Source organism: Thermoleophilum album (assembly GCF_900108055.1).
GTDB classification, from domain to species: domain Bacteria; phylum Actinomycetota; class Thermoleophilia; order Solirubrobacterales; family Thermoleophilaceae; genus Thermoleophilum; species Thermoleophilum album.
On sequence record NZ_FNWJ01000002.1, the window covers coordinates 89,929 to 109,935 of the forward strand.

Genomic DNA, 20,007 nt, shown 5'->3' on the forward strand with positions numbered 1-20,007 from the left:
TTTGTCCCTCCTAGCTGAGCCCTCTGATCAACCATTCGGCGCGGCTGACCGCGGTTTTTCGCCCAAGAGCTGTGAAGTGACGCTGTTGCGCGCGGCGACCGCGTGGCCGCGGCGCAACGTTCGCAACCAGGCCTGGAACCGCTCGGGCTCGACCACCCGCACTTGTTGGCGCATGGTGGTGTGGCCCACACCGCAGAGCTCGGCGCACACCAGCGCGTAGCTACCCGGCCGCGTCGCTGTGATCCGGAGATGGGTAGTGAGGCCTGGCACGGCGTCCTGCTTCATGCGCATCGCCGGCACCCAGAAAGAGTGAATGACGTCGCGCGTGCGGATGCGCAGCTCGGCTTGCCGGCCGCGCGGCAACACCAGTTCCGTGGACATCGCGCCCCCAGCTTGCGGGTAGCGAAACGTCCAGGTGAACTGCTGCGCGGTCACTTCGATCGGTACCGCGTCGGGCTTCTTGGCCTCGATGTCCGCGAGCACGACCAGCCCGTAGGCAGCCAGCGCGGCGACGATCACGAAGGGAATCGACACCCACAGCACCTCGAGCGCGGTGTTGCCGTGAAGGGGCGCGCCGTCGCCCTCGTGGCCGGGACGCGCTCGGAACTTCACGACCGAGTAGATCGCGATCGTCATCACGAGCACGAAGATCGGGATCGAGCAGAGGATGACGACGTCGTAGAGGGTGTCGATGTCGTCGGCAGCGGTGCTTGCGGCCGGTGGGAACCAGTCGATCACTAGCGCCAAGGCAGTGATAACGACCGACGCAACCGCGCCGATCACGAACATCTGGAGCACGGGGTGCCTACGCACCTGCCTCCTCCCTCCGGAGCACGAGGGAGAGTCTATTTCCTGCGCAGGCGTTTGGCGAGGCCGACGACAGGAGGGAGCCCACGGCAGGACGGAGGTGGCGCAACGCGGTAGGATCGCAACGATCGTTACGAGCGCGGAAGGCGTGCGAGGAGGTGCGATGCAGGTCAGCGAGGCGATGACGAGCGTGGTGGTGACGGTTGGTCCACAACACACGCTGCGCGCAGCGGCACGGTTGATGGCGGAGCGCGGTGTCGGCGCGGCGGTGGTCGTCGACCCCGATCAGCCCGGCTACGGCATCTTCACTGAGCGCGACCTGATGCTCTCGATCGGCAAAGGCCAGGATCCCGACCGAGAGCGGGTGGCCGACCATCTCTCGAGCGACCTGACCTTCGCAGCGCCCGAGTGGTCGCTCGAACGCGCTGCCGCCGCGATGATCGCGGGTGGCTTCCGTCACCTCGTGGTCGTCGACGGTGGCGAACTCGCGGGCATCATCTCGATGCGCGACATCGTTCGCGCTTGGGTGCAAGACGGCGCTAGCTGCGAACTGCCCGGGGCTGCGCAGCCCAGCGCGACGTCTAGGGCTGAGGGCTGACCTGGCGCGACGTCGTACGGCTGACCTGGCGCGACGTCGCAGGGCCGAGTTGGCGCGGGCCTTAATGCTGCTCGTGCTCGAGCGGTAGCTCCGCCATCTCTTGGCGGACCTTGCGGATCCAGATGACGACCGCGACACCAGCGATCACCGCACCGAGGGCCGACACGATCCACGAAAAAACGATGCCCACCAGCAGCAGTGTCACGCCGAACGCGGTAGTCGCCGGTAGGTACGAAGGCTCGGGCATGTGCACGAGCTCTCCGCGCGGCGGCGCCGGATCAAGGATCTTGCGTACGCGACCTTCCTCGGACATCAGTAGCTGAGCCCGGCGATCCAGGCGGCGGCGAAGATCAACAAGGAGATCGCTAGCGCGATCAGGGCGCTGCGGATGTTTTTCTGCGCCAAACGCCGATCCATGAGCGCCTTTATTACCAGATCACGAGCCCGTCCGCCGCTCGCACCGGCCGCGCTTCCTTCGGTAGGGGGCGCGCGGCGGGAAACAGCGCGAGCACGACGCCACCGAAACCGCCACCGAGAAGCCGCGCACCGATCGCCCCGGCGGTGCGGGCGTACGCGCGGGTGCGCTCGAGCGCGGGGGTAGACACCTCGAAGAGGTCGCGAAGGCTGCGGTGAGAGGCATCGAGCAGCTCGCCCAGCCGTTCCACGTCGCCGCCCCTCAGCGCACTTGCTGCGGCGTGCACGCGCGCCGTTTCTTCGACCACGTGGCGAGCCCGTGAGCGCAGCGGCTCCGGCAACTCCGTGACGCCTTCCAACGGTGCGCGCGCGAGGTGCTGGACGCCCAGTAGCTGGGCGGCCTGAGCGCACTCCTCGACGCGGGCGCGATAAGCCGAAGCACCCAGCGCGCGCCGCTCGCCGCTGGGCAGAATCGCCAAACGCGCGCCTGGCAGCGTCAGCGGGACGGCCTCGACCTGGTTCGTGGCGAAGTCGATGAGGCTCGCCGTCCCTGGTGATCCCGCGAGGATCGCGAGCTGGTCGAGGAGTCCGCCGGGTGCGCCGCCGGCACGGTGCTCGACGCGGCTCGCCAGGCGCGCAAGGTCGAGGCGGTCCGGGAAGCTCACTCCCGCCAAGGCTGCGAGTGCCACCAGCAGCCCCAAACAAAGCGCGGCCGAGGAGGAGAGACCGACTCCCGGCGGCAGGTCGCCGTCGATCTCGAGCCGTGCGCTCGGGAGCTCGATGCCGCGAGCAGCGAGCTCGGCGATGGCGGCGCGCACGAACTGGTCGAGTTGCGGCGAGCGCGCCCTGCTCGCCGGCCCGAAGGGCTCGTCGGCGAGCGGCAGTTCGACATGCACGCGTTCGCCGGTTGCGCGCGAGCGCACCACGATGCACGCGCCCCGTGACGGTGTCTCGGGATCTGGCCGCGGCGACCGCTCGGCGACGACGCGCAAGGCGAGATCGGTCGCGAAAGGCAGCGCGAGGCCGCCGCTGTGATCGGTGTGTTCGCCGATCAGGTTCACGCGTCCCGGGGCCCGCACCACCAGTTGCTGCGAACGCGAGTGATCCGTCTGGCGTCTCGCATCGGCAGGGGTGCGGGTCTCGAAGTGCGCTCGCGAGTGCTCGGTCATCTGCCGCTCTCGTCCTCGCCGGGCCGCCCGCGATACTACGGCCGGTGGCTAGCGGAGACGTACGGCTGAGCGAGCGGGGCGGCGAGGCTGCGGCGGCCGAGGAGGGTCCGGCCAGCGGTTTCGTTGTCGGCATCGACGTCGGGGGCACGAAGATCGCGGCGGCCGCCTACCCCGCCGCAGAGCTGCGCACGGTAGCCGAGCTACGGCAAGCGCCCAGTCCACGGCTCGCCGAGCGCTGGGAGACGCCGGACGACGCCGAAGCTCTGCTCGACTTGATGAGCGAGCTGGTCGAACGGGTCGCTCGCCAATGCGGTCCGGTCAGCGCCCTCGGGGTCGGCTTTCCGGGGGGTATCGAGCAGGCAACCGGACGCGCTGTTGGCGCCGTCAACATCCGGGTCGGAGATCTGCCGCTGCGCGCCGAGCTCGAGCGGCGGCTGCCCGGTTGCCGGGTTGCGATCGACAACGACGCCAACGTGGCGGCGTTCGCGGAGGCTGCCGTGCGCGACTGCTCGGAGCTCCTTTTGCTGACCCTCGGGACCGGCGTGGGCGGTGGCGTGGTGAGCGGCGGCCGCCTGTTGCGAGGCGCCGACGGCCTCGGTGCCGAGCTCGGGCATTTCCCGATCCGCGCTGACGGGCCGCCCTGTCCCGGGCGCTGCCCGAACTACGGCTGCGTCGAGGCTCTCTGCTCGGGTCAGGCACTCGAGCGCGACGCTCAGCAACTAGCCGAGGCGCATCCGGACGGTCAGATCGGTCGCCTGTTGGCCGCGCACGGCCGGGTAAGCGCACGCGAGCTGGCGGCGGCGGCACGCGCCGGCGACGCCGACGCTCTTTGGTTGTTCGAGCGCTTCGCGCGCGACCTCGGGATTGCGCTGGCGGGTTACGCCAACGTCTTCCAGCCGCGCGTGATTGCGCTCGGCGGAGGCCTCGGATCAGCGCACGATCTGTTCTTACCGCGGGCTCTCGAGGAAGCAAGGCAGCGAGCTTTGCCTCACATTTGGGAGCGCTGCGCGGTGGAACCGGCGCGCGCCGGAGAGGCAGCGGGAACGCTCGGCGCCGCGTTGCTCGCGGCGGCAGGCGCTATCAATCCATGAGAGGGCACAAGCGGCTAGCAGCAACCCCTAGGGAGGGCGCGTGAGCGACGGCGAGCAACGAGCGGACACGGCGGCCATCGATCGGCTCTGCATCGACACGATCCGGACACTCGCGATCGACGCCGTCGAGCACGCAAAGTCCGGTCACCCGGGGACGCCGATGGCGCTCGCCCCGCTCGCTTACACGCTGTACACGCGGATCCTCCGGCACAGCCCGCAGCACCCGGAATGGTTCAACCGCGATCGCCTCGTGCTTTCGGCGGGGCACGCCTCGATGCTGCTCTACGCGATCCTCTACCTGACCGGCTACGGACTCGAGCTCGAAGACATCAAGCGTTTCCGACAGCTCGGGTCGCGTACCCCCGGCCACCCGGAGTACGGCGTAACGCCCGGTGTCGAGGTGACCACCGGACCGCTCGGTCAGGGGATCGGCAACGCCGTCGGCTTGGCGCTGGCCGAGCGCTGGGCGGCCGAACGGTTAAACCGCCCCGGTTTCCAAATCGTCGACCACTACACCTACGCGATCTGCTCCGACGGCGACATCCAGGAGGGCGTATCCAACGAGGCCTGCGCGCTTGCCGGTCACCTCGGTCTCGGGCGGCTGATCGTCTTCTACGACCAGAACCACATCTCGATCGACGGCGACACCGCGCTCGCCATGTCCGAGGACGTAGGCGCGCGCTTCGCGGCCCTCGGCTGGCACGTTCAGCACCTCGGCGAAGACGTCACGCCGGCGCGCATCTGTAGCGCCGTCGAGGCCGCCAAAGCCGAAGGCGAGAGGCCTTCCCTGGTGATTTTGCGGACGCACATCGCCGAAGGCAGCCCAAACAAGCGCGACACCCCCCAGGCTCACGGTGCGCCGCTGGGCGAAGAGGAGGTCCGTCTCACCAAGCGCAACCTCGGGTGGCCGACCGAGGAGCCGTTCTGGGTCCCGCAGGAAGCGCTCGACCACTGTCGTCGCTGCATCGAGCGTGGTCGCCAGTGGGTGGCGGCGTGGGAGCAGTTGGTCGCTGCCTACGAGCGCGAGCATCCCGAGGGCTACCGGCTGCTCGAGCTTCTGCGCCAGCGACAGCTACCGGAGGGCTGGGACCGTGGCCAGATGCCCCGCTTCGAAAAAAGTTCTCCGGCGATTGCGACACGCAAGGCCTCGCACGAGGCGCTGCAGTGGTTCGCCGCCCGCGTGCCGCACCTGGTCGGCGGTTCCGCGGACCTAGCGAGCTCGACGCTCGCGAAGATCGACGAGGGCGGCAGCGTGCAGCGCGGTAGGTGGGGTGCCCGCAACATCCATTTCGGTGTTCGCGAGCACGCGATGGGGACGATCGTCAACGGACTCGTCCTGCACGGCCTGCGTGCCTTCGGCGCGACCTTCCTGGTCTTCAGCGACTACATGAAGCCACCCATCCGGCTCGCGGCGCTGATGGGGATCCCTTCGACGTTCGTGTTCTCGCACGATTCGATCGGGCTGGGCGAGGATGGCCCCACGCACCAGCCGATCGAGCACCTGCCGCACCTGAGGGCGCTACCGAACCTCTACGTAGTGCGGCCCGCCGGCGCCAACGAGACGGTTTTGGCCTGGCGGTTTGCGCTGCGCACGAGCGATCGTCCGGTAGCGCTGGTTCTCACCCGTCAGGGGGTACCGGTCGACGATCCCGATCTGGTGCCCGACGACGCGATCGAGCGCGGCGCGTGGATCGTCAGCGACCCGCACGACAGCGAGCCCGACGCGGTGCTGATCGCTACCGGGTCGGAAGTACACGTAGCGCTGGCGGCGGCCGAGATGCTCGCAGCCGAAGGACTCGCCGTGCGCGTCGTCTCGATGCCCTGCGTCGAGCGTTTCCTGGAGCAGCCCCTCGACTGGCGTGAGCGTGTGCTACCGAGCTCCTGCCGCGCGCGCGTGGCCGTGGAGGCGGCGGCGCCCCTGGGCTGGGAGCGTTTCGTCGGCACCGATGGCGCGGTGGTCGCGATCGATCGCTTCGGGGAGTCCGGACCCGGAAAGGAAGTCCTGGCCCACTTCGGGTTCACGCCCGAACACGTCGCGGAAGTCGTGCGCAGCGTGGTGGAGCGGGTGGCACGCGGCTCGCTGGCGGAGTCGCAGGCAAGCCGAGACTCCTAGGGTTGAGACCGAAGGTTGATCCCGACCGACACCGGGCGAGGAGGCTCCGATGACCGATTCGACGACGCAGGTCGCCGCCAACGGGCGTCTCGCCGCCCTGATCGAGCTGGGGACGAGCGTCTGGCTCGACGAGCTTGGTCGCGAGCTGCTCGAGCGCGGCGAGCTGGAGCGGCTGATCGCCGAGGACGGGCTGCGCGGTGTCACCTCCAACCCAGCGATCTTCGAGCGCGCGATCCTCGCCGGATCGAGCTACGACCAACAGATCGCCGAGCTGGCGGCTTCCGGGCTGGATGCCGAGGCGATCCTCGAGGAGCTCGTCATCAGCGACGTACGCGCCGCCTGCGACCGTTTGCGGCCCGTGTATGAAGCCCTTGGCGGAGCCGACGGCTTCGTCTCGCTGGAGGTCTCCCCGCACCTAGCGCGCGACACCGAGGGGACCTTGCGCCAGGCACGGGACTTTTGGCGGCGGGTCGCGCGACCCAACCTGATGATCAAGATCCCGGGCACCGAGGAGGGGCTCGCCGCGATCGAGCAGGCGACCTACGAGGGGATCAACGTCAACGTCACCCTGCTGTTCTCGGTAGCTGCCTACGAGCGCGTCGCCGAGGCCTACATCCGAGGGATGGAACGACGCCTACGTGAGGGGTTGTCGCTCGACGTGCGATCGGTCGCTTCGTTCTTCGTCTCGCGCGTCGACACCGAAGTCGATCGGCGACTCGCGGCGAGCGGTCGGGAAGACCTGCGTGGTCGGGCGGCGGTCGCTAACGCGCGGGCGGCTTACCGCTCCTTCCTACGGATCTTCCGGGGCGAGCGCTTCGCCGCCCTCCGCGCTGCCGGATGCCCCGTCCAGCGGCCCCTGTGGGCGTCCACCGGGGTGAAGGATCCGGCCTACCCCGAAACCTTTTACGTCGCTGCGCTCGCCGGTCCCGACACGGTCTCGACGATGCCGCTGAAGACGCTGCGGGCGTGCGAGCGCGAGCTCGAGGTCTCGGGACCGACGGTGGAGATCGACCCCAGCCCGGATCTGACGGCGCTTGCCGAGGCCGGTATTGACCTCGAGGAAGTCGCGGCGCTCCTGCTCGAGGAGGGGATCGACAAGTTCGTGCGGCCGTTCGAGCAGACGCTGGCTGGCGTCGCCCGCAAGGCTGCCCGGGCGCTTGCGCGGGACCGTGCTGCGGCGGTCGCGCTCGATCGACGCGCGCGGGTCGCGGCGGCCGATTGGCTCGAACGCGGTCGCAGCGAACGGCTCGTCGAGAGGCTTTTGGAGCGCGACGCCAGCGCCGTCGGCGACCCGTCCTGGCCGGAGCTCGCCGACCGCCTCGGTTGGGTCGACGCACCGGCGCGTTCGCTGGCGGAGCTGCCGAGGCTCCGTGAACTCGCGGCGCGCCTGACCGCGCCGGGTATCGACGACGTCGTGCTGCTCGGCATGGGCGGTTCCAGCCTCGGTGCGGCCGCGCTGGTCACACTCGGCGCGCGCGACGCCGCGAGCCAGCAGCGCCGTTTCCACGTCCTCGACTCAACGCACCCGCGGGCGGTTGCCGCGCTCGCCGCGACGATCGAACCCCAGCGCACCCTGCTGATCTGCGCGTCGAAGTCCGGCACGACCCTCGAGACCATCTCGCACCTGCGGTTCTTTGCCGAACGGATCGGTGATCCGGGGCGCATCGTGGCGATCACCGATCCGGGCACGCCGCTCGCAGAGCAAGCGCGACGTGACGGCTTCGCGGCGATCGTGGCGGGAGACCCCGAAGTCGGCGGGCGCTACTCGGTGCTGACCGTTTTCGGGCTCGTGCCGGCTCTGCTCGCGGGCGTTGATCCGGAGCCGGAGCTCAAGTCTGCAGAGAGCGTGCGGGAGGCATTGCTCGCGGACCCGACCGCTGCGCTTGCGCTTGGTGCCGCGGTCGGTGCGCTCGCCGCCGATCGGCGCTACCGACTGCTGCTGCCGATCGACGAACCCACCCGCGTGTTCACGATGTGGCTCGAGCAGCTGCTCGCTGAGTCGAGCGGCAAGCAGGGTCGCGGCATCTTGCCGGTGCCGGTTGTCGCGGCTGACGGTCGGGAACTCGCGCCGCGCGACGCTGTCCGGTGCTTGCATGCCGCAAGCGAGGGTGCGCGCTTCCCGAGCGCCCCGGAGGGCACCTACGACTCCCCGCTGCCGACCGTCGCGGTCGCCGGCCAAGGTCTCGGCGGCGCGTTCTTCTTGTGGGAGACAGCAACGGCAGTCGCTTGCCGAGTGCTCGAGGTCAACCCGTTCGACCAACCGAACGTGCAAGAGGCCAAGGAGGCCACGAAAAGCGCGCTTGCTCAGGGTTCGCGGGCGCCCAGCGAAGAAAGCGAAGCAGCGCTCAGGCTGCTGCGCTCGACGCGTCCGCCCAGTTACGTCGCGTTCCAAGCGTTCCTACCGCCTAGCCCGCAGCTCGATCGTGCGGGGGACGAGCTTTGCGCGGCGGTGATGCGGGCCACTGGATGCGCCGCCACCTTCGGTTACGGTCCCCGCTACCTGCACTCCACCGGACAGCTGCACAAAGGAGGGCCGCCGGAGGGCGTCTTCGTGCAGCTGCTCGACGACGATCCTTACGACCTCGCGATCCCCGGTGCCGACTACGGTTTCCGGGCGTTGATCGAGGCGCAGGCAGCTGGTGACCGCGCGGCGCTCGAGGCGCGGGGGCGTCCGGTGGTCTCGCTGCGCCTTACCGGTGACCCCGCTGCCGCGCTCGCCGCTCTCGCCCGCGAGATCACAGTGTGATGAGCGCCGAGCTGCGCGGCCTCGGAATCGTCGGGCTCGGACGCATGGGCCGCGGCATGGCGGGGCGCGTCGCGGAACGCGCACCCGAGCTCGCAGTCGTCGGCTTCGACCGTAGCGCTGAAGCGCGCCAACAGGCGGCGGGCGAGGGTCTCGTCGTCGCCGCCTCGCTCGGCGAGCTGGTTGCGCGCCTGCCGCGTCCGCGCGCGCTGTGGCTGATGGTGCCCGCAGGCGAGGCGACCGATGCCGCACTCGCTGAGGCGGCGGCCCTTGTCGAGCGCGGCGAATTACTCGTTGACGGCGGCAACTCCCGCTACACCGACACCCTCCGGCGGGCCGAGGAGCTGCGGCGAGCGGGCATCCTCTTCGCCGACGTCGGGGTCAGCGGTGGCGTTTGGGGCCGTGAAGTCGGCTACTGCCTGATGGTCGGCGGCGAGTCGCAGGCCTTCGAACTGCTCGAGCCGGCGCTACGAGCGCTCGCACCCGACCCGCACCCGCAGTTCGGGGCGGGCTATGCGCACGTCGGTCCGATCGGCGCCGGCCACTTCGTGAAGATGGTCCACAACGGCATCGAGTACGCCTTGATGCAGGGCTATGCGGAAGGGTTTGCGCTGCTGCGCGAAGGCCCGTTCGAGCTCGACCTCGAGCAGGTGGCGCGACTCTGGATGCAGGGGTCGGTGGTGCGCTCGTGGCTGCTCGAGCTGATCGCCCGGGCATTGCACGACGGGGGCATCGACGAGCTCGAACCGTGGGTGGAGGATTCAGGCGAGGGTCGCTGGACGCTCCAGCAGGCGCTCGACGACGCCGTGCCGACGCCCGCGATCGCCGCCGCCCTGTTCGCGCGTTTCGCCTCGCGCGGCCGCGACGACTTCCAGGGACGCCTGCTGGCGGCGCTGCGCAACCAGTTCGGCGGGCACCCGGTGCGACGCGCCGAACGCGCGATCCCCGGCGATCAAGCGCACGGAGCCGGCTAGCACGGTGGCGGTCGTCGAGCGGCGCCGCAATCCGCTGACCGAGGGCCTCGAGCGGCCCGTTGCGGCTCCGACCGCGCTCGTCATCTTCGGTGCGACCGGCGATCTCGCACGGCGCAAGCTGCTGCCAGCGGTTTACAACCTGGCTCACGACGGCGCCTTGCCGCACGGTTTCCGCCTGATCGGGGTAGCGCGCGGCGAACTCGACGATCAGGGTTACCGCGAGCTGATTGCGACCGCCGTCGAGCGCTTCTCGCGCCGGCGGCCGGACCGCGACGTGCTGGCTCGGCTGCTCGAGCTAGCCACGTACGAACCCGGCAGCTTCGACGACAGCGAGCTCTACGTGCGGCTCCGACAGCGGCTCGAGCGGTTCGACCGCGACGACTGCCTCCGCCACAACCGCATCTTCTACCTCGCCACCGCCCCTGCCTTTTTTGCGCCGATCGTGGAGGCTCTCGGCGCGGCCGAGCTTACGCGGCTGGAGGAGGCGGAGGTGCGGGCGGTGGTCGAAAAACCGATCGGCCGCAGCCTGGACGAGGCCCGGGAGCTCAACCGCCGTCTGCGCGCCGTGCTTGAGGAGCGCCAGATCTACCGCATCGACCACTACCTCGGCAAAGAGACGGTTCAGAACATCCTCGCGCTGCGCTTCGCGAACGGATTGTTCGAGCCGTTCTGGAACCGCAACTACGTGGACTACGTGCAGATCACGGTCGCCGAGGACATCGGCATCGAAGGGCGCGCCGGCTACTACGAGAGCTCGGGGGCGCTGCGCGACCTCGTTCAGAACCACATGCTCCAGCTGCTCGCCTTGATCGCGATGGAGCCGCCGGTGCGTTTTGCGGCAGATCCCGTGCGCGACGAGAAGGCGAAAGTTCTGCGCGCCGTGCGCCCACCGGCGCCGCAACAGATTGACGAGGCAACGGTGCGCGGCCAGTACGTGCGCGGGGTGGTCGAGGGAGAGGAGGTTCCGGGCTACCGGGAGGAGGACGGCGTCGACCCGCAATCCCGCACCGAGACCTACGTGGCGCTCCGCCTGGCGGTGGAGAACTGGCGCTGGGCGGGTGTGCCCTTCTACCTACGCACCGGCAAGCGACTGGTGCGCAAGCTGACGGAGATCGCGCTCACGCTGAAGCCCGTCCCGCACCTTGCCTTCCAAGCCGAGGGCGGTATCGCCCAGCAGAACGAGATCGTGCTTTCCGTGCAGCCGAACGAGGGCGTGGCGATCTCGATCAACGCGAAGATCCCCGGCAGTCGCATGCAGATGCGACCGGTGAAGCTTGAGTTCCTCTACGGCAGCACCTTTCTGTCGGAGTCGCCGGAGGCCTACGAGCGCCTGATCCTCGATGCGATGCTCGGCGACGCAACCCTGTTCACGCGCGAGGACGAGGTCGCTGCCCAGTGGGCGATCTGCCAGCCGATACTCGATGCCTGGGCGCGCAAGGGCGAGCCGCCTTTGCCCTACCAGGCAGGGTCGGAGGGACCAGCGGCCGCCAACCGCATCCTCTTGCCGGGGCACCGCTGGCGGCGTCTCTGAGGTCACGGTGTTGGCAGCTACGCGCGCGCATCTCCGCCGCTCGGTCGCTGGTCCTGCTGATGCCGCCGAAGCGCTGCGCGAACTCGGTCGGCGAGCATTCCAGGAGCTCGGGGTTGTGCCGGCACGCGCGCTTACGCTGGTCGTCGCGGCACCCGCCGAGCGGGTCGGCGAGGTTCTCGCGCGGCTGCGCGAGACCGGACGCAATCACCCCTCACGGGTCGTTCTGCTTGCTGTGTTGGAGGGCGAACAGAGCGACGACGGTGAAATCGCCGCGTTCGCCGAAGTAGCCGGGGCGCCCGGTGACGAGACGGGGCGCGGAATGCTCCGCGAACGTGTGTTGCTCCCGGTGGCGGCCGCAGCACGTGGACGGATCGGTTCGCTGGTGGCGCCGCTTCTGGTTGAGGACGTGCCGACGGTCGCCTGGGCCCCCGACCTCGACGATGCTTGGCTGGATCCGCTACGCGGGCTGTGCGGCGCGATTCTCTTCGACGCCCGCGATCGGGAGCGTCCCGCAGCTGCTCTCGAACGCGCCCAGCGCCTGGCGATGGCCGCCCACGTCGTCGACCTCGAGTGGTTGCGTTCGGAGCCATGGCGTCTGCGTGTCGCTGAGCTTTTCGATCCACCGCCGCTGCGCCGCGAGCTGTGGCGGATGACGAGCGTCGAGGTGCGGCACGCGCCCGAGTCGCGCACCGCGGCGCTGTTGTTCTGCGGCTGGCTAGCGTCCCGCCTTGGCTGGGAGGTGGCCCCTCGTACGAGCGGCGGCGAAGCTGCGCGGGGTGACGGCGGAGGCGCTACGCGCCGCCGGGCGCGTGTGGTCGGTAGCGAGCTCGCCGTGTCGCTCCGCCCCGACCGTGAGATGCCGGTTCCAGGTCTCGCCGGCGTGTCGATCGCGACCGAAGGGGGCGTGGCGATGCGGCTCGACCGCGGGCCCGGCGGTCTCGTGCTGGAACGCACGCTGCCGGGCCCGAAACGCCTGCGGTCGGTCGTGCTCGGGGCGTCGCGCGGCGAGCGCGGCATCCTCGCCGAGGCTTTGCGACAGGCGCTTTTGCGGGATCCGAGCTACCGGCCGGCGTTGGGCGAGGCGCTGCGGCTGGAAGGAGCGGTGAGCGACGGCGAGTCGTTGCCGGGAGGGGCTGTTTAGCGTGCCCGTGCACGTGGTCACCACGCCTGATCCGGTGGAGGTGGTCGCGGAAATGATGGCTGCCGCGGCGAAGCTGGGGGGTCGCATTTGCACGACCGGGGGGCGCGCGGCGGCGCTCGTCTATCGACGGCTTGCCAACGCCGTCGTCGACCTCGCGGCGGTCGAACTGTGGCTGTCCGACGAGCGTTGCGTTCCGCTTGCGGACGAGCGGTCGAACGGCGGTCTTGTGCAACGCGCGCTGATCGAGCGGCTGCCCGTAGAGCGCCGACCGCGCTTGCGGGCGGTGGCGGTCGGCGAGGGCGCGCAGCAGGCTGCCGCCGTCTACGAGCGCGAGCTCGCGATCGCCTCCGGCTCTGCGCAGCGACCGCCGCTCTTCGAACTCGTCGTGCTGAGCCTCGGGCGCGACGGTCACATCGCTTCGCTGTTTCCCGATCGCCCTGAGGCGCGCGAGGCGGCGCGTTGGGCGGTCGCGGTCGAGCGCCCGGGGCTGGAACCGCTGGTGCCACGCGTCAGCCTGACGCTGCCGGTGCTGCTCGCTGGCAAACGGATCTTGCTGCTGGCGGTCGGCGAGGAGAAACGGGCGGCTCTCGAGCACGCCTTGTCAGCAGCTGCGGCCGGTTCCGAGGAGGCGCGCGAGCCGGGCGCCGCGCTGCTTTCCCGCTGCTTGCGCTCAGCCCCCGAGCTTTCGCTGGTGACCGACCTTGCGGGAGTCGGTCAGCCCGGGCAGGGGGGCAGCGAGCGGTGAGTGTGGCGCCGACAACCCCCCGCTTTGGCCAGGAACGGGTCTGTCCGATCGCCGACTACGCCTTCCTGTCGGACTGCGAGGCGGGAGCCCTGATCGCCCCCGACGGTTCGGTCGACTGGCTGTGTCTCCCACGCTTCGACTCACCGAGCGTGTTCGCCAAAGTCCTCGATCCGGACGCCGGTTTCTTTCGCGTCGGCCCCGCCGAGACCAGCGTGCCGGTCGACCGTCGCTATGTCCCGGGCACGATGGTGCTCGAGACGAGCTGGGGCACCCGTAGCGGTTGGGTGATCGTGCGCGACTGCTTGCTGGTCGGGCCGTGGCAGGCGGAACGTCCGGAGCAGTCGGGCTGGCGGCGGGCGCCGGTCGACCGCGCCGCTCGCCACGTCCTGTTGCGCACGCTGCGCTGCGTGCACGGCGAGGTGGAGATCGCCGTCGAGTGTGAGCCGCGCTTCGACTACGGCCGCCTAGCGAGCCACTGGGAGTTCACCGAGGGTGGGTACCACGAGCTGGTCGCGCGGCCGACCGAGCCGTGCGACGGGGCCCGGGAGCTGCGCCTGCGTAGCGACATCCGCATCGGCGTGGAGGGGGGCCGTGCGACCGCACGTACGACCCTGCGCGAGGGCGATCTCAGGTTCGTAGCGCTGGGTTGGGACGCTTGGCTTCCGGAGGACTACGACGAGGCCTACCGGACGCTCGTCGAGACCGCGCACCATTGGCAGCACTGGTTGGACGCTGGTCGTTTCCCTGATCACCCCTGGCGGGCGGTGCTGCAGCGCTCGGCGCTGACCTTGCGGGCGATGGCCTACGCACCGACCGGCGCGATCATCGCTGCGCCAACCACCTCGCTGCCGGAGGCGCCCGGCGGCTCGCGCAACTGGGACTACCGCTACTGCTGGCTGCGCGACTCGGCGTTCGCGCTGTGGGCGTTGCACAGCCTGGGCTTCGACCGCGAAGCCGACGATTTCTTTTTCTTCCTTGCCGACGTCCTCGGCGGTGGCGCGGTGCAGGTGGTCTACGGGATCGGCGGCGAGCGGGAACTCGAGGAGCGCACGCTCGACCACCTGCGTGGTTACGCCGACTCGCGACCGGTGCGGATCGGCAACGCCGCTTACAAGCAGCGTCAAAACGACGTTTGGGGCGCGCTGCTCGACGCCGTTTACCTGCACGTGCGGGGGCGTGAGCAACTGTCGGTCGACGTTTGGCCGAACGTGCGCGAGGTCGTCGAGGAGGCGCTGCGCCGCTGGCGCGAGCCGGATCGCGGCATCTGGGAAGTGCGGGGCCCCGAACGCCACTTCGTGTCGTCGAAGGTGATGTGCTGGGTGGCGGCGGAGCGTGGCGCGCGACTCGCTGCCTACCGCGGCGAGCACGAGCTCGAGCGCCGGTGGCTTGCGGCAGCGCAGGAGATACGGGCCGAGATCCTCCGTCACGGTTGCGATGAGCGCGGCGTTTTCACGCAGGCGTTCGGCTCTCGGGAGCTCGACGCTTCGGCGCTGTTGATTCCGCTTGTTCGTTTCCTGCCGCCGGACGACGAACGCGTGCGCAAGACGGTGGCCGCGATCGAGGAGGAGTTGTCGGAAGGCGGCATGGTGCTCCGTTACCGACCGGAGCGCGCCGACGATGGGATCGGCGAGCCCGAAGGCACGTTCACGATCTGCTCGTTCTGGCTGGTCTCGGCGCTGGTCGAGCTCGGCGAGCTGGAGCGGGCCGGTGAGCTGTGCGAACGACTGCTGGCGCACGCCGGGCCTCTCGGCTTGTATGCGGAGGAGCTCGATCCGCGCTCCGGCCGCCACCTCGGCAACTACCCGCAGGCGCTCACGCACCTCGCCTTGATTAACGCGGTGCTGCACGTCGCGCGCGCGGAGCTTGGCCTCGACGCCACCAGCCTTCCCTTCGGACGCCCGTGGCCCGAAGTGGCGTAAGGGCGCGAGCTCGCGGTCAGCGCTCGAAACCTTCGCCCGCACGCAGGGAAAGGGCGAAGGCGGTTACCAGCGCCACGCACGCCTCGACGTCGTCGAGGTCGGCGATCTCGACCGGCTGGTGCATGTAGCGGAGAGGGATCGAAACGACGCCACAGGCGACGCCGTGACGGGTGAGGTGGATGGCATCGGCGTCGGTGCCGGTGGAACGTCCTGTCGCCTCGACCGTGTAGCGGATCCCTTCGCGCTCGGCGCTCGCTTGCAGCCGCTCGTAGACGGCCGGAGCGATCGTCGCGCCACGTGCGATGACCGCTCCCGAGCCCAGTGGATGGCTACCGACCTCGCCCTCGTCGATACCCGGCACGTCGGTCGCGTGGGTGACGTCGACGATCAGCGCGACGTCCGGCTCTACGGCGTACGCCGCGGTGCGCGCGCCGGCGAACGTGATCTCTTCTTGGGTGGATGCGATCGCCACCACCTCGACTTCGGCGCCACCGGCGGCGGCGACGCGGCGGGCTGCTTCCAGCGCAACGTAGGCACCGAGACGGTTGTCGAACGCGCGGCTCGCGACCCGGCCGTCGGCGAGCGCTCGTGGCTCGGCGTCGATCACCGCGACGTCACCGATCCGTACCAGCTGTTCGGCGTGCTCGCGGTCGCGCGCTCCGACGTCGATGTGTAGGTCGCGGATCTCGGGCGCCCGTTTTGCGTCGTCGCCTCGCTGCAGGTGTCGGGGCTTGCCGCCGATCACGCCCGGCACGACGCCTTGGCGGGTGACGATGCTGACCCGTTGACCGACGAGCACCTGGGGATCCCAGCCGCCGAGAGCGGCTACCCGCAGCAGCCCGCGCTCAGTGATGTGCGTGACGATCAAGCCGATCTCGTCGATGTGGCCGACGATCGCCAGGCGTGGTCGGGCGCCGCCGCCGCGCACCAGCGCCAGCGAAGATCCGAGCACGTCGCCGCGCACCTCGTCGGCGAAGCTTGCCGCTGCCTCCCGCCAGATCCGAGCCGGCTGCTCTTCGTAACCCGGCGGCCCGACGCTCTCCAGGAGTGCGCGGAGGGTTGCCGGTAGCTGCGTCACTGGGCGCTGCGCTCAGAGCCGCACGTCGGCGACCATCGCCGCGAACAGCAGAGCTAGGTAGAGGAGCGAGAAGAGGTAGAGGCGCAGAGCGGTGGTGCGGTCGCGACGCCGCACGAGCAGGATCGCGCCGCCGATGAAGAGGGCACCGAGCAGCAGCGACACCGCGAGGTAGAGCCAACCGAAGGCGCCGGCGCAGAACGGCAGCTGCGTGACGGCGTACAGCAGGATCGCATAGAGGAGCACCTGCCGCCGCGTCTCCTGCTCACCGCGAACGACCGGCAACATCGGCACGCCGGCGCGCGCGTACTCGTCTTTCATCAAAAGTGACAGCGACCAGAAGTGGGGCGGCGTCCAGAAGAAGATGATCGCGAACAAGTAGAGGGGTGTGCCACTGAGTCCCCCGGTGACCGCCGCCCAACCGACCAGCGGCGGTACTGCCCCGGCGGCTCCGCCGATCACGATGTTTTGGGGCGTGCGTCGCTTCAACCACGCGGTGTAAACGCCGACGTAGCCGACGAGACCGGCGGCCGACAGCACCGCCGCGAGCGGGTTGACAGCGACAGCGAGCAGCACGAACGCGGCGATCCCGAGCAGCGCTCCGAAGGCCGTTGCGCGGGCCACCGAGACGCGTCCCGCCGCCACTGGTCGGTCGGCCGTGCGGCTCATCACGCGGTCGATGTCGCGGTCGAGAACGTGGTTCAGGGCGCCTGCTCCGCCGGCCGACAGCGCGCCACCCAGGCAGGTGACCGCCACCAGCCACGGGGACGGATCGCCTGCGACGTACATCGTGGTGGCGGTGGTGAAAAGCAGCAGCGACTGGACGCCGGGCTTGGTCATCGAGAGGTAGTCGGCGATGCGCGCGCGGAGGCCGCTGGCAGCGGCGCTTGCGCGGGTGGCGCGCGCGCCCCCGACCGATGCCGTTGCACCCTCGAGGGGAGCGCTCATCGCTTAGCTGGCCCTGGCCGCCGCCGGTCGCACAGCGGGTTGCGCGGCGGTCGGCTCAGCGACGGTTGCGCGCACCAAAGAGCTGGCGAGGGCGGTGTCGAGCGCTGCTGCCCACACCAGCGTTCCGAGCGCGAGGTGGGCGACGATCAACAGCTCGTATTCGTCGAGCCACACGTTGAGAGCCCCCAGCAGCACCTGAAGCACCACGAGCAGGCCGAGGATGCGTGCCCGGCGGGCCACCAGCGGAGCCGTCGCGCGACGCCGCTGCGCTGCTACCACCAAGGCGATCGTGAGAAGTACCGCGAGATACATGAAGGCGCGGTGGGTGAGGTGGATGTCCACCAACCGCGACTGGCCGAACGGCATGAAGTCGCCGTTGCAGGTCGGGAACTCCTTGCCGCAGGCGTGGTGCGCGCCGTCCCCGAGGCGGTAGTCGGGCCGGCCGTAGTTCTGTGTTCCCGCCATGTAGCCGCCGGCAACGATCGTCGCGAGCACGATCACCGCGGTCGCCCAGGCGAGCCAGCGCACGCCTTTGCTCGACCGTCGGTGGTCGGCGCTCGTCGAGCGCGCGGATGCGCTCATGCGAACGAGCAACAAAAGGCCCCCGAGCAGCAGCATCGCAAGCCCCAGATGCGCGGCGACGAGGCGCTCGTCGAGACCCTCCTCGACCGTCAAGCCACCGAGGCCGGCCTGTGCGACCACCAACACCAGCAGCCCTGCGGTCAGGGGGCGCAGCCCCCGCGCCTCGACGCGGCGGCTTTGGGCGAGCAGAAAGAGGCTGAGAATCATCAGACCGACGAGGCCAGCCGCGACGCGGTGCGCGTACTCGATCACGGCGTTGAGATCGAGACCAGGCACGAGATCGCCGTTGCAGAACGGCCACCCGTGGAAGCCGGAGCCTTCCGGACCGCAGCCGAGACCCGAGCCGGAGACGCGAACGATCCCGCCGAGCACGATCAGGACGAAGGTCGCGACCCAGGTCGCGACCGCCAGCCGTCGGAAGCCAGCAGCGTTCACCGCGTGGGTGCGAGCGGTTGGGCGACGGTGTCGGCCGGCCGCCCCTGGGTGGCTCGCACCTGTTCGCGGATGTCACGCATCGGCTCGACCGACCGCACGCGCGGGATCACATCGAAGTTGTTCTCGGGCGGCGGCGAGGTCACGAACCACTCCAAGGTGTTGCCGTGCCACGGATCGTTGCCGGCACGCTGACCGCGCTTCAGGCTGATGATCGCGTTGATCATCGTTACGACGATGCCGATGCCGAGGATCCACGAACCGATCGTGGAGATCAGGTTGTAGTCGCCCCAGCCCGACGAAGCGCTGTAGTCGTAGATACGCCGCGGCATGCCCGACAGTCCGGCCGAGTGCTGCACGAGGAACGTCATGTTGAAGCCGATGAACATCAGCCAGAACGAGAGCTTGCCAAGGCGTTCGGACATCAGGCGCCCGGTCATCTTCGGGTACCAGTAGTAGAGGCCACCGATCAACGCGAAGGCGCCGCCGCCGAACAGCACATAGTGGAAGTGCGCGACGACGAAGTAGGTGTCGTGCACCTGCCAGTCGATCGGGAAGATCGCCAGCATCACGCCGGAGATGCCGCCGATCACGAACAGCGCCGGCAGCGCAGCAGCGAACATCAGCGGCGTCTTGAAGACGATCGAGCCGCGCCAGAGCGTGGCGATCCAGTTGAAGATCTTGATGCCGGTGGGCACGGCGATCACGAACGACGAGAGCATGAAGAAGGCGAGGACGACCTTCGCGGTGGGCGTTGTGAACATGTGGTGAGCCCACACGAGGACGCTGAGGAACGCGATCGCGACGGTCGAGGCGGCAATCGCCTTGTAGCCGAAGATCGGTTTGCGCGCGAACACGGGCAGGATCTCCGACACAATCCCGAACATCGGCAGGATCATGATGTAGACCTCGGGATGCCCGAAGAACCAGAAGAGGTGCTGCCAAAGCAGCGGTGAACCGCCACCCGCAGGGTCGAAGAAGGCAGTGCCGAAGTGGCGGTCGGTGAGCAGCATGGTGGCGGCAGCCGACAACGAGGGCAGGGCCAGCACCAGCAGGTAGCTGTAGATCAGGATCGACCAAACGAACAGCGGCAGCCGGCCCCAGGTCATCCCCGGCGCGCGCATGTTGTGGATCGTGGCGATGAAGTTGACGGCGCCAGCCAGCGACGAAATCGTCGTCAGGTGGATCATCAGGATCCACGCATCGATGCCGCCGTCGGGCGAGAAGGCGTTGTCGGAGAGCGGGGTGTAGGAAGTCCAGCCGGCCGCCGGGGGATCGAAGAAGAGGCTCGCGTAGAAGGTGATGCCACCGAACAGCAGCGTCCAGAAGGAGAAGGCGTTGAGGCGCGGGAACGCCATATCGCGAGCACCGATCATCAGCGGAACCAGGTAGTTACCGAAGGCCGCCGCTACCGGCACGAAGAACAGGAAGATCATCGTCGACCCGTGCATGGTCACGAGCGCGTTGTAGGCCTCGGGTGTGACCAGCGTGTTGTCGGGCCGCGCAAGCTGGAGGCGGATGATCAGCGCCTCGACCCCACCGATCAGGAAGAACAGGAAGGTGAGGACGAGGTACATCACACCGATCCGTTTGTGATCGGTGGTGGTGAGCCAGGAAAGCCAACCGCGCGGTGCCGGGCGCAGCCCGTGCATTACGACCTCGGGCGGGGACTGCACGCTACGGACCGTCCTGACCGCGTCTGCCGGTGCGACCGTTGCTGCCTCC

16 protein-coding genes are annotated in these 20,007 nt (G+C 69.4%); 9 read left to right on the forward strand and 7 right to left on the reverse strand.

Going from position 1 to position 20,007, the window contains the following annotated elements; genetic code table 11:
• Positions 1-27 precede the first annotated feature (27 nt).
• Positions 28-813, reverse strand: coding sequence for a cytochrome c oxidase subunit II (coxB, locus tag BLW41_RS06560; protein WP_143038643.1), 786 nt, complete (start codon positions 811-813; stop codon positions 28-30).
• A 157-nt stretch (positions 814-970) separates the two neighbouring features.
• On the opposite strand from coxB, the gene BLW41_RS06565 reads away from it, so the two are divergent.
• The gene (locus BLW41_RS06565; RefSeq protein ID WP_093117537.1) at positions 971-1,405 is read left to right on the forward strand and encodes a CBS domain-containing protein; all 435 of its coding nucleotides are present in this window, start codon (positions 971-973) and stop codon (positions 1,403-1,405) included.
• Positions 1,406-1,466: 61 nt separating this feature from the next.
• Here the strand turns inward: BLW41_RS06565 and BLW41_RS06570 are convergent, their stop codons facing one another.
• Positions 1,467-1,718, reverse strand: coding sequence for a hypothetical protein (locus BLW41_RS06570; protein WP_093117539.1), 252 nt, complete (start codon positions 1,716-1,718; stop codon positions 1,467-1,469).
• Between the two features lie 115 nt (positions 1,719-1,833).
• Positions 1,834-2,988, reverse strand: a complete 1,155-nt coding sequence (locus tag BLW41_RS06575; protein ID WP_093117541.1) for a galactokinase — start codon at positions 2,986-2,988, stop codon at positions 1,834-1,836.
• A 44-nt stretch (positions 2,989-3,032) separates the two neighbouring features.
• Between BLW41_RS06575 and BLW41_RS06580 the strand changes: the two genes are divergently transcribed.
• From BLW41_RS06580 to BLW41_RS06615, 8 genes are read left to right on the forward strand one after another with little or no spacing between them, the layout of a single operon-like run.
• Positions 3,033-4,079 (forward strand): ROK family protein, encoded by a 1,047-nt coding sequence (locus BLW41_RS06580; protein WP_177169396.1) that lies wholly within the window; start codon positions 3,033-3,035, stop codon positions 4,077-4,079.
• A 40-nt stretch (positions 4,080-4,119) separates the two neighbouring features.
• Positions 4,120-6,192, forward strand: coding sequence for a transketolase (gene tkt / locus BLW41_RS06585; protein WP_093117543.1), 2,073 nt, complete (start codon positions 4,120-4,122; stop codon positions 6,190-6,192).
• Between the two features lie 49 nt (positions 6,193-6,241).
• Positions 6,242-8,938, forward strand: coding sequence for a bifunctional transaldolase/phosoglucose isomerase (locus BLW41_RS06590; RefSeq protein ID WP_093117545.1), 2,697 nt, complete (start codon positions 6,242-6,244; stop codon positions 8,936-8,938).
• The gene (gnd, locus tag BLW41_RS06595) at positions 8,938-9,909 is read left to right on the forward strand and encodes a phosphogluconate dehydrogenase (NAD(+)-dependent, decarboxylating) (RefSeq protein ID WP_093117547.1); all 972 of its coding nucleotides are present in this window, start codon (positions 8,938-8,940) and stop codon (positions 9,907-9,909) included. The genes BLW41_RS06590 and gnd overlap by 1 nt, the downstream gene beginning before the upstream one ends.
• 4 nt (positions 9,910-9,913) lie before the next feature.
• The gene (gene zwf, locus BLW41_RS06600; RefSeq protein ID WP_093117549.1) at positions 9,914-11,440 is read left to right on the forward strand and encodes a glucose-6-phosphate dehydrogenase; all 1,527 of its coding nucleotides are present in this window, start codon (positions 9,914-9,916) and stop codon (positions 11,438-11,440) included.
• 10 nt (positions 11,441-11,450) lie between these two features.
• A complete protein-coding gene (locus tag BLW41_RS06605; protein ID WP_177169397.1) occupies positions 11,451-12,581 on the forward strand; it encodes a glucose-6-phosphate dehydrogenase assembly protein OpcA in 1,131 nt (376 codons plus the stop codon).
• A gap of 1 nt (position 12,582) precedes the next feature.
• On the forward strand, positions 12,583-13,326 hold the full coding sequence (gene pgl / locus BLW41_RS06610) for a 6-phosphogluconolactonase (RefSeq protein WP_093117553.1): 744 nt from the start codon (positions 12,583-12,585) through the stop codon (positions 13,324-13,326).
• On the forward strand, positions 13,323-15,245 hold the full coding sequence (locus BLW41_RS06615; RefSeq protein ID WP_218138298.1) for a glycoside hydrolase family 15 protein: 1,923 nt from the start codon (positions 13,323-13,325) through the stop codon (positions 15,243-15,245). Before pgl ends, BLW41_RS06615 begins: the two co-directional genes overlap by 4 nt.
• 16 nt (positions 15,246-15,261) lie before the next feature.
• Here the strand turns inward: BLW41_RS06615 and BLW41_RS06620 are convergent, their stop codons facing one another.
• Genes BLW41_RS06620 through ctaD form a run of 4 tightly spaced genes read right to left on the reverse strand, consistent with a single transcriptional unit; the run spans position 15,262 to position 19,958 of the window.
• Entirely contained in the window at positions 15,262-16,323 is a 1,062-nt protein-coding gene (locus BLW41_RS06620) for a M42 family metallopeptidase (RefSeq protein ID WP_093117557.1), read from the reverse strand.
• 12 nt (positions 16,324-16,335) lie between these two features.
• Entirely contained in the window at positions 16,336-17,268 is a 933-nt protein-coding gene (locus tag BLW41_RS06625; RefSeq protein WP_093117559.1) for a heme o synthase, read from the reverse strand.
• Positions 17,269-17,271: 3 nt separating this feature from the next.
• On the reverse strand, positions 17,272-18,285 hold the full coding sequence (locus BLW41_RS06630) for a COX15/CtaA family protein (protein WP_093117561.1): 1,014 nt from the start codon (positions 18,283-18,285) through the stop codon (positions 17,272-17,274).
• Positions 18,282-19,958 (reverse strand): cytochrome c oxidase subunit I, encoded by a 1,677-nt coding sequence (gene ctaD, locus BLW41_RS06635; RefSeq protein ID WP_218138299.1) that lies wholly within the window; start codon positions 19,956-19,958, stop codon positions 18,282-18,284. Before ctaD ends, BLW41_RS06630 begins: the two co-directional genes overlap by 4 nt.
• Between the last annotated feature and the right edge of the window lie 49 nt (positions 19,959-20,007).

Coding starts and splice junctions, on each gene's coding strand:
- BLW41_RS06565 (WP_093117537.1), top strand. CDS start 971: ATGCAGGTCAGCGAGGCGATGACGAGCGTGGTGGTGACGGTTGGTCCA.
- BLW41_RS06570 (WP_093117539.1), bottom strand. CDS start 1,718: ATGTCCGAGGAAGGTCGCGTACGCAAGATCCTTGATCCGGCGCCGCCG.
- BLW41_RS06575 (WP_093117541.1), bottom strand. CDS start 2,988: ATGACCGAGCACTCGCGAGCGCACTTCGAGACCCGCACCCCTGCCGAT.
- BLW41_RS06590 (WP_093117545.1), top strand. CDS start 6,242: ATGACCGATTCGACGACGCAGGTCGCCGCCAACGGGCGTCTCGCCGCC.
- gnd (WP_093117547.1), top strand. CDS start 8,938: ATGAGCGCCGAGCTGCGCGGCCTCGGAATCGTCGGGCTCGGACGCATG.
- BLW41_RS06625 (WP_093117559.1), bottom strand. CDS start 17,268: ATGAGCGCTCCCCTCGAGGGTGCAACGGCATCGGTCGGGGGCGCGCGC.